The 15,377-nt window shown below is 46.3% G+C and carries 11 protein-coding genes and 1 pseudogene; 6 read left to right on the top strand and 6 right to left on the bottom strand.

Annotated elements, in window-relative coordinates; translation table 11 throughout:
* Window positions 1-173 precede the first annotated feature (173 nt).
* The gene (locus QUA62_RS15445; protein ID WP_333405185.1) at window positions 174-4,097 is read left to right on the top strand and encodes a cobaltochelatase subunit CobN; all 3,924 of its coding nucleotides are present in this window, start codon (window positions 174-176) and stop codon (window positions 4,095-4,097) included.
* 152 nt (window positions 4,098-4,249) lie between these two features.
* Here the strand turns inward: QUA62_RS15445 and QUA62_RS15440 are convergent.
* Window positions 4,250-4,714: pseudogene (locus QUA62_RS15440) on the bottom strand (COP23 domain-containing protein); the annotation flags it as partial.
* Window positions 4,715-4,738: 24 nt separating this feature from the next.
* Complete coding sequence (locus tag QUA62_RS15435) at window positions 4,739-4,906, bottom strand: hypothetical protein (RefSeq protein WP_333405183.1); 168 nt, start codon at window positions 4,904-4,906, stop codon at window positions 4,739-4,741.
* A gap of 326 nt (window positions 4,907-5,232) precedes the next feature.
* On the opposite strand from QUA62_RS15435, the gene QUA62_RS15430 reads away from it, so the two are divergent.
* The 3 genes from QUA62_RS15430 (at window position 5,233) to QUA62_RS15420 (ending at window position 9,414) form a co-directional block, all read left to right on the top strand.
* Window positions 5,233-6,918: an NAD-binding protein gene (locus tag QUA62_RS15430; protein ID WP_333405181.1), complete on the top strand. Its 1,686-nt coding sequence runs from the start codon at window positions 5,233-5,235 to the stop codon at window positions 6,916-6,918.
* Window positions 6,919-7,110: 192 nt separating this feature from the next.
* Window positions 7,111-8,937: an N-acetylmuramoyl-L-alanine amidase gene (locus tag QUA62_RS15425; protein ID WP_333405179.1), complete on the top strand. Its 1,827-nt coding sequence runs from the start codon at window positions 7,111-7,113 to the stop codon at window positions 8,935-8,937.
* A gap of 81 nt (window positions 8,938-9,018) precedes the next feature.
* Window positions 9,019-9,414 (top strand): SH3 domain-containing protein, encoded by a 396-nt coding sequence (locus QUA62_RS15420; protein WP_333405177.1) that lies wholly within the window; start codon window positions 9,019-9,021, stop codon window positions 9,412-9,414.
* A gap of 116 nt (window positions 9,415-9,530) precedes the next feature.
* Here QUA62_RS15420 and QUA62_RS15415 read toward each other — a convergent pair whose 3' ends face one another.
* Window positions 9,531-10,091, bottom strand: a complete 561-nt coding sequence (locus QUA62_RS15415; protein WP_333405175.1) for a Uma2 family endonuclease — start codon at window positions 10,089-10,091, stop codon at window positions 9,531-9,533.
* Between the two features lie 69 nt (window positions 10,092-10,160).
* Window positions 10,161-11,147 (bottom strand): hypothetical protein, encoded by a 987-nt coding sequence (locus QUA62_RS15410; RefSeq protein WP_333405173.1) that lies wholly within the window; start codon window positions 11,145-11,147, stop codon window positions 10,161-10,163.
* Window positions 11,148-11,210: 63 nt separating this feature from the next.
* Between QUA62_RS15410 and QUA62_RS15405 the strand changes: the two genes are divergently transcribed.
* Complete coding sequence (locus tag QUA62_RS15405; protein ID WP_333405171.1) at window positions 11,211-12,407, top strand: CapA family protein; 1,197 nt, start codon at window positions 11,211-11,213, stop codon at window positions 12,405-12,407.
* 201 nt (window positions 12,408-12,608) lie between these two features.
* Here QUA62_RS15405 and QUA62_RS15400 read toward each other — a convergent pair whose 3' ends face one another.
* Window positions 12,609-13,358: a cobalt-precorrin-6A reductase gene (locus QUA62_RS15400; RefSeq protein ID WP_333405169.1), complete on the bottom strand. Its 750-nt coding sequence runs from the start codon at window positions 13,356-13,358 to the stop codon at window positions 12,609-12,611.
* Window positions 13,359-13,537: 179 nt separating this feature from the next.
* Between QUA62_RS15400 and QUA62_RS15395 the strand changes: the two genes are divergently transcribed.
* Complete coding sequence (locus QUA62_RS15395) at window positions 13,538-14,356, top strand: tetratricopeptide repeat protein (RefSeq protein ID WP_333405167.1); 819 nt, start codon at window positions 13,538-13,540, stop codon at window positions 14,354-14,356.
* Between the two features lie 71 nt (window positions 14,357-14,427).
* Here the strand turns inward: QUA62_RS15395 and QUA62_RS15390 are convergent, their stop codons facing one another.
* The gene (locus tag QUA62_RS15390; RefSeq protein ID WP_333405165.1) at window positions 14,428-15,216 is read right to left on the bottom strand and encodes a TIGR01548 family HAD-type hydrolase; all 789 of its coding nucleotides are present in this window, start codon (window positions 15,214-15,216) and stop codon (window positions 14,428-14,430) included.
* Window positions 15,217-15,377 lie beyond the last annotated feature (161 nt).

Raw genomic sequence — 15,377 nt, 5'->3', positions numbered from 1 at the left:
ATTTTAATATTTTCTTAGATTTGACGAACCGCGAAGGCGCGAAGGGCGCGAAGAAAGAGAAGGAAGAAGTTTATCTTTTGTGTTGTTCTGTCTGGAAGTGGCACAGGCATCTTGCCTGTGTTTTTCTGCAATTAGTCTATCATTAAAAGAAGCAAATATTTCGAGGTAGGGCTGTGAAACGCATTGTCTTAATTGCAGGGTTTGAATCTTTTAATGCTGATTTGTACCGCAAAGCTGCTGAGTTGGCTGTTTCTGGGAGTCAGGGATTGGAAGTGCGCGTTTTTAGCGATCGCGCCCTCGCAGATGAACCCGACGCTGTAGCAACCGCCCTCTCGAATGCTGATGTGTTTTTCGGGAGTTTGCTGTTTGATTACGATGCGGTAATGTGGCTGCGAGAAAGGGTGCAACATATCCCGATTCGCCTGGTTTTTGAGTCGGCTTTGGAATTGATGAGTCTTACTCAAATCGGCGCTTTTAAAATTGGCGACAAACCGAAGGGAATGCCGAAGCCGGTTAAGTTTATTCTGGATAAGTTCAGCAATGGGCGAGAAGAAGATAAGCTGGCTGGTTACATCAGCTTTTTGAAGGTGGGGCCGAAATTATTAAAATATGTGCCGGTGCAAAAAGTGCAGGATTTACGCAACTGGCTGATTATTTATGGTTACTGGAATGCGGGCGGGGCGGATAATGTTGTCTCAATGTTTTGGATTATTTCCGAAAAGTATTTGGGGCTGAAGGTTGCAGAAATTCCGCCGCCTGTGGAAACTCCCAATATGGGTTTGTTGCATCCTGATTATAATGGTTATTGTGAATCGCCTCGGCAATATTTGGATTGGTATCTGAGTCATCAAAGTGCTAGGGGCGGGCAAGATTCCCGTTCCACAAAAGAGGCTAGACATCTTGATACAAAGGGTTATAACGGGCAAGATGCCCGTTCCACAAATTTTGAGACGAATTGGTCTCAAAATTCTGGCCAGGTTTCTAACGGGCAAGATGCCCGATCCACAAAGTTTGGAACCAATGGGTTCCCTAATTTCAAGCAAGTAAAATCCCCTGTTGTGGGCATCTTGCTTTACCGCAAACACGTTATCACCAAGCAGCCTTATATTCCTCAATTAATTCGCTATTTTGAAGATGCGGGAATTGTGCCCTTGCCGATTTTTATCAATGGCGTTGAAGGCCATGTGGCGGTGCGGGATTGGATGACGACTGCTGATGAAACTGCGCGGCGAAAACAAGGCAATATTGAAACTCTTTCGCTTTCTAAAGATGCTGTGGAAGTTGATGCGATTGTTTCTACTATTGGCTTTCCTTTGGTTGGCGGGCCTGCTGGTTCGATGGAGGGTGGAAGGCAGGTGGAAGTTGCTAAGCGCATTTTAACTGCTAAAAATGTACCTTATTTTGTGTCCGCACCTCTGCTGATTCAGGATATCCATTCTTGGACTCGTCAGGGGATTGGGGGTTTGCAAAGTGTGGTATTGTATGCTTTGCCTGAGTTGGATGGTGCGATCGATCCAGTGCCCCTGGGCGGTTTGGTGGGTGAGGATATTTATCTGGTGCCCGATCGCGCCAAACGCCTGACAAGTAGAATTAATAATTGGGTGAAATTGCGCCAAACTCCGCCATCTGAAAGGAAAATTGCGATTATTCTCTACGGGTTTCCTCCCGGTTACGGTGCGGCGGGTACGGCTGCTTTATTAAATGTACCGAAATCGCTGCTAAATTTCCTGCACAAACTTCAAGCAGCAGGTTATACAGTTGGAGAAATTCCGGCTGACGGTGAGGAGTTAATTCGCAGGGTGAAAGAGGCGGATGAAGCTACTTGTGACGGGCAAGATGCCCGTACCACAAAAGAGACTGTTAATGTCAAAACTTTAGAAAAATGGCTGGGCTATCTGTTAACAAGTCGTATCGAAAAACAGTGGGAATCTCTGACTGGTACTGGCATTAAGACAGACGGCGACGAGTTCCTAATCGGTGGCATTCAACTGGGGAATGTTTGGATAGGTTTGCAGCCGCCGCTGGGAATTTCGGGCGATCCGATGCGCTTAATGTTCGATCGCGATTTGACACCTCACCCTCAATACGCTGCTTTTTACAAGTGGCTGCAAAATGATTTGCAAGCTGATGCTGTGGTTCACTTCGGAATGCACGGAACTGTTGAATGGTTGCCGGGTTCTCCTCTGGGAAATACTGGCTATTCTTGGTCGGATATTTTGTTGGGAAGTTTGCCGAATCTTTATATCTATGCTGCCAACAATCCCTCGGAATCGATGTTAGCAAAACGGCGGGGTTACGGTGTTTTGATTTCTCACAACGTGCCGCCCTACGGCCGCGCGGGCTTGTACAAAGAATTGATGGCTTTGCGGGATTTGATTGCGGAATATCGGGAAGATACGGCAAAGAATTATGTGCTGAAAGAGGCTATTTGCAAGAAAATTTTAGATAGCGGTTTGGAGGCTGATTGTCCGTTTGATGAGGCTCGCAAGTTGGGGATTGCTTTTAGTTTTGAGAATGTGGGAATGTTCAGTCCTGATGCTTTTAACCGCTATTTGGTGAAGCTTTACGAGTATTTGCAGGTGGTGGAATGTCGCTTGTTTTCTTCTGGTTTGCACGTTCTCGGGGAACCGCCTAATTCTGAGGAAATGACCTCTTATCTTGAGGCTTATTTTGGGGATAGGTTGTCGGAGGAACAGTTGCAAAAACTGGTTGTTGAAGAAAATGAACCGCAGAGGCGCAGAGGGCGCAGAGAGGAAGAGCAAGAGGGGTTTGGTGGGGTTTTTGAGGAGGGGTTGCTGGTGCGGAATTTGTTGTTGCAAACGACGGATGAGTTGACTAATCTTTTGCGCGGTTTGAATGGGGAATATATTCTGCCTGCACCGGGTGGGGATTTGTTGCGGGATGGGGCTGGGGTGTTGCCAACTGGTCGGAATATTCACGCTTTAGACCCTTATCGGATGCCTTCTCCGGCGGCTTATGAAAGGGGGCGCGAAATTGCTCGGAAAATTATTGAGAAGCACCTTGAGGAACATGATAAATATCCTGAGACTGTGGCGGTGATGTTGTGGGGTTTGGATGCGATTAAGACTCGGGGCGAATCTATTGGAATTCTGCTGGAATTGGTGGGGGCTGAACCTCTGAAAGAGGGCACTGGCCGCATTGTTCGCTATGAATTAAAACCGTTAGCTGATGTCGGTCATCCCCGGATTGATGTGTTGGGAAATCTTTCGGGGATTTTCCGAGATAGCTTTGTGAATATTATTGAATTGTTGGATGATTTGTTCGTGCGGGCGGCGGATGCTGATGAACCGGAAGCGGAGAATTTTATTCGCAAACACGCTTTAATTTTGCAGGGACAAGGTGTGCAGAATTATTCGGCAAGGTTGTTTTCTAATCCGGCTGGTGATTTTGGTTCTTTGGTTAACGATAGGGTTGTTGATGGTAGTTGGGAATCGGGGGATGAGTTGGGGAAAACTTGGGAAAGTCGCAATGTTTTTAGTTACGGGAGGAAGGATAAGGGGGAAGCGAGGCCGGAGGTTTTGACTCAGTTGTTGCAAGGGTGCGATCGCATAATTCAAGAAATTGATTCTGTTGAATACGGTTTGACTGATATTCAAGAGTATTATGCGAATACTGGCGGTTTGAAGAAAGCCGCAGAAAAGCAGCGCGGCAAAAAAGTCAATACCAGTTTTGTAGAAAGTTTTTCTCAGGATACCACTCCGCGCAATTTAGAAGATTTGCTGCGCTTGGAATATCGAACTAAGTTGCTAAATCCTAAGTGGGCTAACGCGATGGCAAATCAAGGTTCTGGCGGCGCTTATGAAATTTCGCAGCGGATGACGGCGTTAATTGGTTGGGGCGGAACGGCTGATTTTACTGATAGTTGGGTTTACGATCAGGCGGCTGATACTTATGCTTTGGATCGGGAAATGGCGCAGAAGTTGCGCGAGGCTAATCCTGAAGCTTTTCGCAATATTGTCGGCAGAATGTTGGAGGCTAACGGGCGGGGTTTTTGGCTGCCCGATGCGGATAAGTTGCAGCAGTTGCGCGAGTTGTACGAGTTGACTGATGAGAAAATTGAAGGGGTGACAGTGTAGTTTTTTTAGTTAACTGGTTCCTAGGCTCTGCCTGGGAACCGATATTCAGAGGCTCTGCCTCGCCAGCTTCCATGAAAATTGGAGGCAGAGCCTCCGGATCGGTGTTACCAGGCTCTGCCTGGTAACGAGTAGATAACGAGTAGAATTGGAGATTAAATACCTCGATCGCCCTGCGGTTTTGCTACAGGAATTGACGGTTTATTGTTTGGAGAATTAAAAGCTCGATCGACCATATCTCCAAAGGGAACAAACTGCGGTGCAGACGATTGAGCTCCGGTTCTGAACACTGTCACGGGCCCGCTGCCGTCTTGGGCAAAATTAATCAATCTCGTTAAAGCATCACCGGGATTTTTAGCATTGCGCTTGTCTAGGGTGAACAGCAGATTTTGAGAGTTGCAGCGCCCCCGTCCGTTCACGTAACAAACTACTGGCAAGTTATTAACAATTCCTGTTGTTAACTGCAAGTTGCTCAATCTTCCGCCATTCTGGGCAACAGCTTTGGTCAATCTATTGGAAACAATTTGACAGCGCTGCCAAGGTGTATATTCGCGGCCGAACTCGGTAGATTTCCACAGAATCATTGGATCGGTCGTGACATTTCCCCGCCGTGCAATTGTGACAAAATTTCGGCCGGAAGTAACTCACTGAAATGTTGTTCTAGTGCTATTCCCAGAGTTGCTGGTAGCTGCTTGCACTTGGCTTGCAAAGGCGACAGTACCGGCGAACACTAAAGCGGATGCTAATAAGGGTGCAGTCAATTTCATAATAACTCCTGCCGCTAAGGCAGCTAAATTTATGTAGGAAGTCATAGTTGTAGGGACAGGGCAGTGTCATGTCCCTACCTATTCAGATTCTGCTGGTTGGCTGTCACACCCGGATATTTTTCCAGTATTAAATTAGGTTAGTTGCACCTCATATCTGTAGGTACATGGCACTGCCGTGTCCTTGTTTCAAAACTTTGGAACGCGGCTTTAGGGAGACGGCAGTCTCGTGTCCTTGTTTCAAAACTTCCAGGTTACGGCGGCACAAGTTTCCTAGATAGTCTTTTTAGCTACATTCTGCAAAGCCTGGGCAGTCAACAATGGTAAGTAAAACTACAAGGACAGCTCCGAAATTGGCTGGCAAATAACTTTTTATGAAACCTCGAATCATTGTTTGCGGGTTGGGCCACACGGGACACAAGATTTTTTGTTTGTTGAGACAGCAAGGAGCGATTGTGGTTGGTATTAGCGATCGCCCAATTCGCGGCGAAACTTCTGATGTGGTTGTCGGCAATTTGCAAGCAGCTTCTACTTTGTTGGTGGCGGGCATTCAAAACGCTCACACTTTAGTAATTGCAGCAGACGATGATGCTGTGAATTTGGCAATTTTGATGCAAGCGAGGATTCTCAATCCTCAGATTCGCATCATCAACAGATTGTTCAATACTAGCTTGGGCGACAGGATTGACCACACTTTGCCCGATCACGCTTCCATGAGCGTTTCATCATTGGCGGCTCCGGTTTTTGCCTTTGCGGCTCTCGGAAATCAGGCGATTGGCCAGTTGCGTTTGTTCGATCGCACTTGGCCGATTCACGAAGAATATATCGATGACACACATCCTTGGAAAAATCGCAAACTGAGCGATTTGTGGGACGATCGATCGCGAATGTTGATTTATTATCTACCGGCTGCTAACAAAACTGATTTAGTATCGGCGGTGCTTGCCGATCGGCAGTGTCAGCAGGGCGATCGGCTAATTGTTGCCACTCAGCCGACTATCCACAGTCCCCAAAAGACTTTAACTCAAAAACTGCTCAAAACATTAACTAGGCTGCACAGATTTCAGCAGCACAGCCAAGCAGCAGTAATTGTTGTATTGACGCTGCTGTCAATGATTGCCGTTGCTACTGCTACCTATATTTGTGTTGACGATAATATCTCAATTGTTGATTCTCTCTATTTTTCAGTAGGGATGATTACCGGAGCCGGAGGCCATGAAAAAGTGGCGGAACAAGCTCCCGAAAGCATTAAACTATTTACAGTTGTGATGATGTTAGTTGGAGCGGGCATCATCGGCATCTGCTACGCACTGCTCAACGATTATGTATTGGGAACTCGCTTTACCGAATATTGGGATGTGGCGCGAGTTCCGCAGCGCCATCATTACATTATTTGCGGACTCGGAGGAATTGGCATCCAAATTGCAAAAGAACTGCACACTAACGGTTACGATATTGTGGCGATCGAGCAAGATCCGAACAGCCGATTTCTGAGCACGGCTCGCTCAATGAAAATTCCGGTCATTCAGGGAAGTGCTAATTTGCCCGCAACTCTGGAAGCTGCTAATGTTAAGCAAGCGGCAGCACTTTTGGCGGTAACTAGCAGCGATATGTCTAATGTCGAAATTGCCTTGAGCGCTAAAGGATTGGCACCAAAAATATCAGTTATTGTCCGCAATCAAGACCCACATTTTGCTTTGATGGTGCAGCAAGTTTTTGAGTTTGAAGGAGTTTTGAACCCGACGGAATTGGCGGCTCCTGCTTTCGCGGCGGCGGCGATTGGAGGCAGAATTTTGGGGAACGGAATGACGGCTGATAGTCTGTGGGTTTGCTTGGCCACATTGATTACGCCAAAACATCCTTTCTGCGGTCAGCGCATTCAAGATGCTGCTAAGTCTGCGGATTTTGTGCCTCTTTATGCGGAAACTAAGTGTCAAACTCTCCACGGCTGGGATTTACTGAATTGTTGTTTGAGTACGGGGGATGTTTTGTATTTGACGATGCCGGCGAATCGGTTGGATCAACTGTGGAGAACGACCTCGGAATTAATTAAAACTTAATGGTTTGACGCGGGAATTTATGTTGCCGATCGCTCAATTGCAACTACAAACCTGATAAAATGGGGCCTGTATAGTAAATAGGACTTACGGCTAATTCTCAGAAACCCGGTTTATTCCCGGATTTCTCCCGGGTTTCTTAGCGCAAGTCCTAGTATAAATAACCAACAGAGTCTCAATTAGTTGCAGTTTAGAATGAGAAAATTTTTAGCATTATGTGTGTTTGGGCTGATAATGGCGATCGCCTCTGTAGCTGTGGCGGCTCAACCTTTGTTCGTCTCTTATCCTCCAGCCAACCACAAAACTACAGCCGATCGCATCTTTTTAATCGGCACAGCGCCCGCACCGGGACAAGTGTTAGTAAATGGCAACCAAATTTCGCGCACCGCATCCGGGCATTTCGCCCCAACTTTTCCGCTGCAACTCGGCGAAAATCTCTTTACCTTGCGTTACGAAAATCAGGAAGTCAAAATTAAGGTGACGCGCGAGTCGAATCAGCCGCAAGTCCCTGTAGGATTGGCTTTTGCTAAAGATTCCCTGACGCCGAAAGTCGATGTGGCGAGTTTGCCGGGGGAATATATTTGCTTTGGGGCGATCGCACCTGCGAATGCTCAAGTTTCAGTAAAATTGGCGGGCGTTACTATTCCTTTAAAAGCGCGATCGCAAGTCGAACTACCCGACAACAAATCTGTACTGTTAGGTGAAAACTCCCCGATCAAAAAAGGCGGCAGCGAACAGTATCAAGGCTGCGGTAAAACCCCCCCCAACCCCCCCTTGGCAAGGGGGGGCAATGAGTCTAACTCCTCGCTAGTAAAAGGAGAGAAAATTGATTTAGGAGTGCCTGTATTTGAGCTAACAATGAATAATCAAACTATCAGCCAGCAGGGTACTGGCAAGATTTCTATTCTTTCTCCGGCTGACTTAGAAATAGCCGAAGTAACAGCAGATCCAGGTGTTGCCCGAACCGGCGCGAGTACAGATTTTTCGCGGATGACACCGCTGCCGAAGGGAACGCGAGCAACAGTTATCGGGCGCGAGGGAGAATGGCTCAGGCTCGATTACGGTGCTTGGATTAAAGCATCAGAAGTGCGAGTTGTCAAGGATGCAGTGCCTCCGCGATCGATTATTCGCAGCGCCAGTTCGCGTCAAGTTTCCGGCTGGACAGAGGTCTTATTTCCCTTAGAAATACCCGTGCCCGTCACGGTGCAAGAAGGAGAACGCACTTTCACTTTAACCCTGTACAATACTACCGCTCAAACTGACATTATTCGCATCCAGGATGACCCCGTAATTTCGCGTTTGGAATGGCAACAAATATCGCCGCTGCAAGTACAATACACTTTTAATCTCAAATCCGCCCAGCAGTGGGGTTACAAGTTGAGATACGAGGGCACAACTTTAGTGTTGTCTTTAAAACACCCGCCGGCCAATACAAGCGCAGTGCCCAATTCGCAAGCAAAGCCGCTGTCGGGAATTAAGATTCTCATCGATCCGGGACACGGCGGGCCGGAGGATGGAGGTGCTGTGAGTCCAGTGGGAATTAGAGAAAAAACAGTAGCTTTAACTGTGTCGAAATTGGTGCGAGAAGAATTGGTAAATCGGGGCGCGAATGTGCTAATGACGCGGGTAGAAGATGTCGATTTGGATTTGCCACCCAGGGTGGAAATGATTCAAAAAGAAGAACCTGCGATCGCAATTTCAATTCACTACAATGCTTTGCCGGATAACGGCGACGCCATTAAGACTAAAGGCGTCGGCGCTTTCTGGTTTCACCCGCAAGCGCACAGTTTGGCAACCTTTTTGCACAATTATTTAGTTGCCAAGTTGAACCGTCCGAGCTATGGTGTATTTTGGAACAACTTAGCCATGACTCGTCCTGCCGTTGCTCCATCTGTTTTAATGGAATTGGGATTTCTCATAAATCCTGAAGAGTTTGAATGGATTGTGAATCCAACAGAACAGAAGAAGTTAGCCGAGGCGATCGCCCAAGGTGTTACCGAATGGTTTGCCTCTGTCAAATAACAGTTAGTAGTAAGGACTGAAGTCTTTCTCCCAAAAATCATAGTCAGGACTTCAGTTCGGTCAATCCCAGGAAATGAAATAATGCTAATTTTTACTCAATCAAAAGCCTTTTTTATTGCAGCCGTAGTTGCAAGTTTTAGCTTCTCACTTTACAGCTTCCCTGTTTTCGGCAAGCAGCAAAACCTTGCTCCCGCAAAAGCAGAAGCTTTAAAAAAGCAAACTCAATGCTCGTTTATTACGGGTAATGGCGGCGCTGTTAACATTCGCAAAGGCCCGGGCACTAAGTATCCCGTTGTTGCTAAACTAAAATTGGGAGACGGAGTTAGGGCTGTCAGCAGACAAGGTAATTGGGTGAAAATTGCGGCCAGATTTTCGGGGAATCCTCCTAATGAAACTTTTACAATCCTTGACGGTTGGGTGAGCAATCAATTTATTAATGGCTGTTCCGAAGACCAATTTGACAGGTGGCGGAAATAGGGAATTTAGTTTGTAGTAAGGACTTCAGTCCTTAGTTGAGATGAAAACTAAAGTCTTCACTACAAACCACACCGGGAGATTTTTAAAAGTGGTACAAAAAAGACGATCGCCCTGATTCATTGTTGCATTCTCAACCAGCTAAACACCTGTTCAGCGGTGATATTCAGGGGAATCATTTCGGGCACAGGAAGGACATCGCTACCTTCGCAGAATTGCGGTTGTTGGTTGGGCAAAAACGCTAAAATCGATCGATCGTCTGGATCGATTAGCCACCCCAACTGACAATTATGTTGAAGACAGTGAATAATTTTTCTAGTTACGCGATTTGAGCTTTGCTGTGGCGACAGGATTTCGATCGCCCAATACGGTGCAATTAGCACATCATCCAACGGTTCACCGCTCTCATCAAATTCAATTTGTTCCCACAATAGTACCGCAATATCTGGAACAATCGATCGACCGCCAAAGGTACACCGCAACTCTGGAAAAGCATAAGCTATATTGGGAGTTTGCGTCACCTGATTAATTTCGTTGCAGGTTCTTAATTGCAATAGGCTGTGCTTTGTTTTCGGCATAGGTTTTTGGATAATTTCGCCCTCAATGTATTCACTAGCCGGTTTAGTTTCTGGCAGTTTCAGAAATTGTTCAAGAGTAAGGCGCTCAGTTGCAATTGTCATAAATAAATTCCTCGATTCTACCTATCTTCAGTGTAATCAAAAAAATATTTATCTTGCATAAAAATGGTGTTAAATCGCCTCCTTTTCCGGAACAATCTGCTGTTTAAATTCAAACAAATTAGGATTGGTAGGGTCATAAAAAGCCCGCAACCAATGCACGTTGGGAGAACCAAAAGTTTCTACTCTAGTAAAATTTTTCATTCTCGGTAGTTGAGTCTCATCGGTAAAATAGGGTAAAGGTTTATCGATGCGGAAATAGTGAGTATCGCCGTGGACGAATACCACTTGTCCTGGGAAATTGCCTGTTTCTGTTTCCAGAGTTGCGATAAAATCGTTGTAGCCACTTCTTCTTTTGTCCGTCGGATCGAGTTCAAATCCCGGATTTGCCTGTGCAACTAACACAATTCCTTTGCTGTTGCTGCGTTTGGCTAAAGCAAAACATTCTTTGATCCAGGCTAAGTTAGCTGAATTGCGATCGGCATATTCTCCATCTGCTTCGGGAGTGCGGCCAAAATTGTTGTTGCTTCCCGGCATATTAATCGCGAAAAACACAACTCCATGAGAAGTCCACCGAACATTTTCGCGGAATTTAGCAAACTGCGGGTTTTCGCTTTGACGGGTGAGAGTGAAGGTGCGCTTTCCCAAGCTTTGATTACCTTGGTTGAAAATTTCCCGCAGTTTAGCGAGTCTTTCTACAGGATCGTAACTGCCGTTATTTGAACGGTGACAATCCGTCCATTCATTGTCACCATAAACTAGAATAAATGGAATTTTAAAATTATCAAATAACTGCTTGCGACTGACAAAAGTTGCATCATCGCAGACACTAGAACCGTTTTTAATGTCGCCGTCGTGGACGACAAACGCTGCGGGCGATCGATTGATATCTGCAATTAAACTCGGAAATTTTGCTTCTTGTTCGGCACTGTAGGGCAAATCGCCAATTAAGGCAAATTCAAAAGGTCTATCACCCGAAGTTTGAGCGTAAGTTAAAACCCCAAAACCCGTAATTGCTACAAAAACAATTAAGGCAAGAATTAGATAGTTTTTTTTCATTTTTTTAGCAGTAGGTAAATTATTTATGATACCATATAAGCCGACAAATCACTATCAAAAATCATGAATTTTCGTCGGTTGCTCTCGGTAATTGCCATGCTTTCGATCGCAGGCTGCAATATCCAAACGCCACAAACCAATAAACAGCCTACAGAAAGTCGATCGCCAATAGCAACCCCTGTTCCCCCCAAACCACAGTCTGAGATCAAAGAAGCGAAACTAATTGCTGTCGGCGACATCATGATGCACAGTACCCAAACGCGATCGGGCTACGACGCAAAAAAGAAAACATACAATTTTGACACTTTCTTCGCACCAGTTAAAAGTATCCTATCAACAGGCGATTGGGTCATCGGAAATCTCGAAACACCTTTAGCGGGCGAAGATGCGGGCGGATATACGGGATATCCGCTATTTAACGCACCGGCTCAATTAGCGGATGCGACTAAAAAAGCCGGATTTAATATCTTGACAACCGCCAACAATCATGCTTTAGACCGTGGAGAAAAAGGAGTAATTAGGACGATCGCCAATCTGAGCGATCGCAAAATTGCCTCAACAGGAACAGCCACATCAGCCGCCGAGGCTTCACGCACTTTAATCAGCACCAAAAACAACATTTCACTAGCCCTGCTAGCCTACACCTACGGCACAAACGGCATTCCCATACCCAAAGGCAAAGACTACTTAGTTTCGCTAATAGACGAAAAAAAGATAGTCAAAGACATTGCCAAAGCCCGAAAGCAAGGAGCAGATATTATCGCAATTTCCCTGCATTTTGGCGATGAATATCAGCGACAGCCAAACCCCCAACAAAAACAATTAGTGGAAAACCTATTAAAAGCTGGTGCAGACATCATTCTCGGCAGCCATCCCCACGTCGTCCAACCTTACAAAATTTTTAACTTTCCCGGAAAAAATGGCAAAACTCGCAAAGCTGTAGCAATTTATTCAATGGGAAACTTCATTTCCGGTCAGAATAAAAAATATACAGACTTAGGCGTAATTTTGCAAGTAAATATTCGCAAAACATTTCCCGAAAAAACTACAGAAATTACCAGCATCAAAACCATTCCAACTTGGGTACACCGCTATACTCAGAACAATAAAACGAACTATCGCGTTTTGCCCTTAGAAACAACTGTCAGCCAGAAAAAAGATGCACTACTAGCAACTTCACAGTATCCGGTTTTATCAAAATATTTGCAGGATATGAACAATCATCTTAACTCTTTGGAGAGTCACAAAAAATCTAAGTAATTGGGTATTCGAGGCAGTGCCGACCAATTTGTATTTTCAGGCAGAGGCGGGAAGGAAGTTTATGTTTTGTGAAACAGGCATCTTGCCTGTTAGTAACCTTTGGGGGCGGGCAAGATGCCCACCCCACAAAAAAATTTATGTCTTGTGAAACAGGCATCTTGCCTGTTACTAAAATTGATGCAAGATGTGAGTAAGATTAAATTAATTCAATTGCTCCTTCAGCCAAGCGATCGCCCCTTCCACATCAGCAACCTGCTCAACATCGGGAATCTGCGGCCGCTGCACCATCACCACGGGAATTCCCAGTTCCCTAGCCGCGACAATTTTGGCATAAGTAGCAGATCCCCCGCTATTTTTACTAACAATTGCATCAATCTTATATTCTAATAGTAATCTACGCTCGTCTTCCAAAGAAAAAGGCCCCCTTGCTAATAACAATTTACCGTTAGGAACAGGAGAATTGAGTGCAGGAGGATCGATCGCCCGCATCAAAAACCAAATAGCATCCAAACCAGCAAAGGCAGCCAATTCCTGCCTACCAATCGTGAGAAACACCCGCTGAGACAGCCCTAATAAAGCTTTTGCAGCCTCCGAGTGGCTGGCAACTTCAATCCAGCGATCGCCCTCCACCCTCTCCCAAGCTGGACGCACCAGCATCAAATAGGGCACATTACATTCAGCAGCAGCAACAGCAGCATTGGCAGAAATCTGAGCCGCAAACGGATGAGTAGCATCAATTAACAAGTCGATCGGGCGATCGAGCAAAAACGCTGCCAGTCCAGCCGCCCCACCAAACCCCCCAATTCGCACCGTACCCGTTTTGGGGGTAAAAGGCTGTTGAGTGCGTCCTGCTAGCGAAGATACCACCTCTATTTCAGCAATTTGAGACGCTCTTGCCGCCAGTTCCGCAGCATCCCCCGTCCCGCCCAAAATTAGCAACCGTTTTTTCACCAAATTCTCCCTAACTTATTGAGATTTTAGATTTTAGATTTTAAATTTGTAAATGACTGATCAAATAAGGGTTGGGAGGTTGCCTACAGTCACATCCTTTTTTGAAACTGGTACTATCCAAGCAACGCCCGCAATTTCGGTTAATAATATGTTTAGTAAAGTTTAAACTGCCAACAACGATGATTCGCTCACTTTTGACATTTTTTACAGTATTAATTGTAACCGGGTTAGTTTGGTTGGGAAATATCGCGCCCGTTGCCGCACAAGTACAAGCAACAGATATCGCCACTCCCGAACAGGAACTGGGAGAACTCGTTCAAAAAGCTTTTGAAGCTACAAATGAAGGCAAATTTCCCGCCGCTGAAACTTTTTGGACTCAAATTATTGACAAATTTCCCTCCCAAGCCGCCGCTTGGAGCAACCGAGGCAATTCTAGAGTCAGCCAAAACAAACTACAAGCCGCTATTTCCGACTACGAAAAAGCGATCGAACTAGCTCCCGACGCCCCCGATCCCTACCTAAACCGTGGCACCGCCTTAGAAGGTTTAGGACGCTGGGAAGAAGCGATCGCCGATTACAATCACGTGCTAGAACTAGACCCCAAAGATCCAGCCGCATACAACAACCGAGGCAACGCCGAAGCCGGTTTAGGAAAATGGGAACCCGCTATTGCCGACTACAGCAAAGCCTTTGAATTAGCCCCCGAATACGCCTTTGCCCGCGCCAACCATGCCCTCGCACTTTATCAAAACGGGCAAACCAAAGAAGCCATTCGCAACATGAAAAATATCGTCCGCAGATACCCCCAATTTGCCGACATGAGAGCCGCCCTCAGCGCTTGTCTTTGGGAAGCAGGAAAGCGCGGCGAAGCTGAGAGCAATTGGGTAGCTGCGGTTGGCCTCGATCCCCGCTACAAAGACATCGATTGGGTTGCCAATAACCGCCGCTGGCCGCCAGTTGTAGTCAGCGCCTTAGACAAATTCTTGCACTTGAAATAATCTTAAAGGGAAAGTTGGCGGTTGTCATTGGTTGTTGGTTATTGGTTATTTCGACAACTGACAACTAACAACTAACAACTGACTAATTCTCCAATTCGCGCAGCCGTCAACTCTTCGACCTTCCTCAAAACCGCTGCTGCACCAGCAGTTTTCAGCGCTGCAGCATAAGCCTCGCAGCGCACAGAATTATCCAAAACATGAGGCGGCAAAATTCCGATTCCCAGCCAAACCCGATTTGGTTGCACTTCCCGCGCCTTCACCACCGTGTAAATATCGGCAACCGTATCTCCCGCGTAAATCACGGGCAAATTTTTTTCTAAACCGTGCAGGTTTTCCAACTGTTCAATTGCCGCGAAAAGTCCAGCCGGATCGGGTTTTCCCGGTGCATCTTCCATCGCCACCAACACAGGGGAATTTAAACTCAGTTTCCCTGATAAAACATAAGCAGCTTCATCCCGCATCGCCCCGCTAAAAAAGCCCCAAAAAATGCCCCCAACCGTTAAATTTTCCAGGTAAGCCGGACTTAACAACAGCGGTTCGCTACAAATGTAACCAGTCCAATTTTTCTCATCGGGCCCGCGATAGCGACTTTGGAAAAAAGCCACTAATTCGTCATAGTTGAGAGCGAGTTCGTTTCTCGATCGCCCAATCCCCTCAAAATAACGGCAAACTAACTCGAAAGATGCCTGCCAGTCATTATTCCACACTCCCTCAGACTTCAAAGAGTCGATATCGAGAGAATTCGGGCGAAAAGCACCCGCCGTGAAATGTTCCACCGCATCGGCGATCGCCCGCCGGTAGGAACCGGACACATCCCGCACCACACCGTCAATGTCGAAGACTACAATAACTCTGTTCACAACTTAACCATCCTTGTACCTAGGGCGGGTGAGAACCCAAATTTTATCTGTTCCCAGCCCCTGAGTGGCGCTAAAACCAGCCGCGCCACAAAACTTTTCATGGGCGATGACCAATTATCGAACAGAGTGTGCTACGCTTAGCGATTGTAGAAATTTTTAAC

Source organism: Microcoleus sp. MON1_C1 (assembly GCF_036701945.1).
In the GTDB taxonomy this organism is placed as follows: domain Bacteria; phylum Cyanobacteriota; class Cyanobacteriia; order Cyanobacteriales; family Microcoleaceae; genus Microcoleus.
This window is presented reverse-complemented; position numbering and strand designations above follow the sequence as displayed.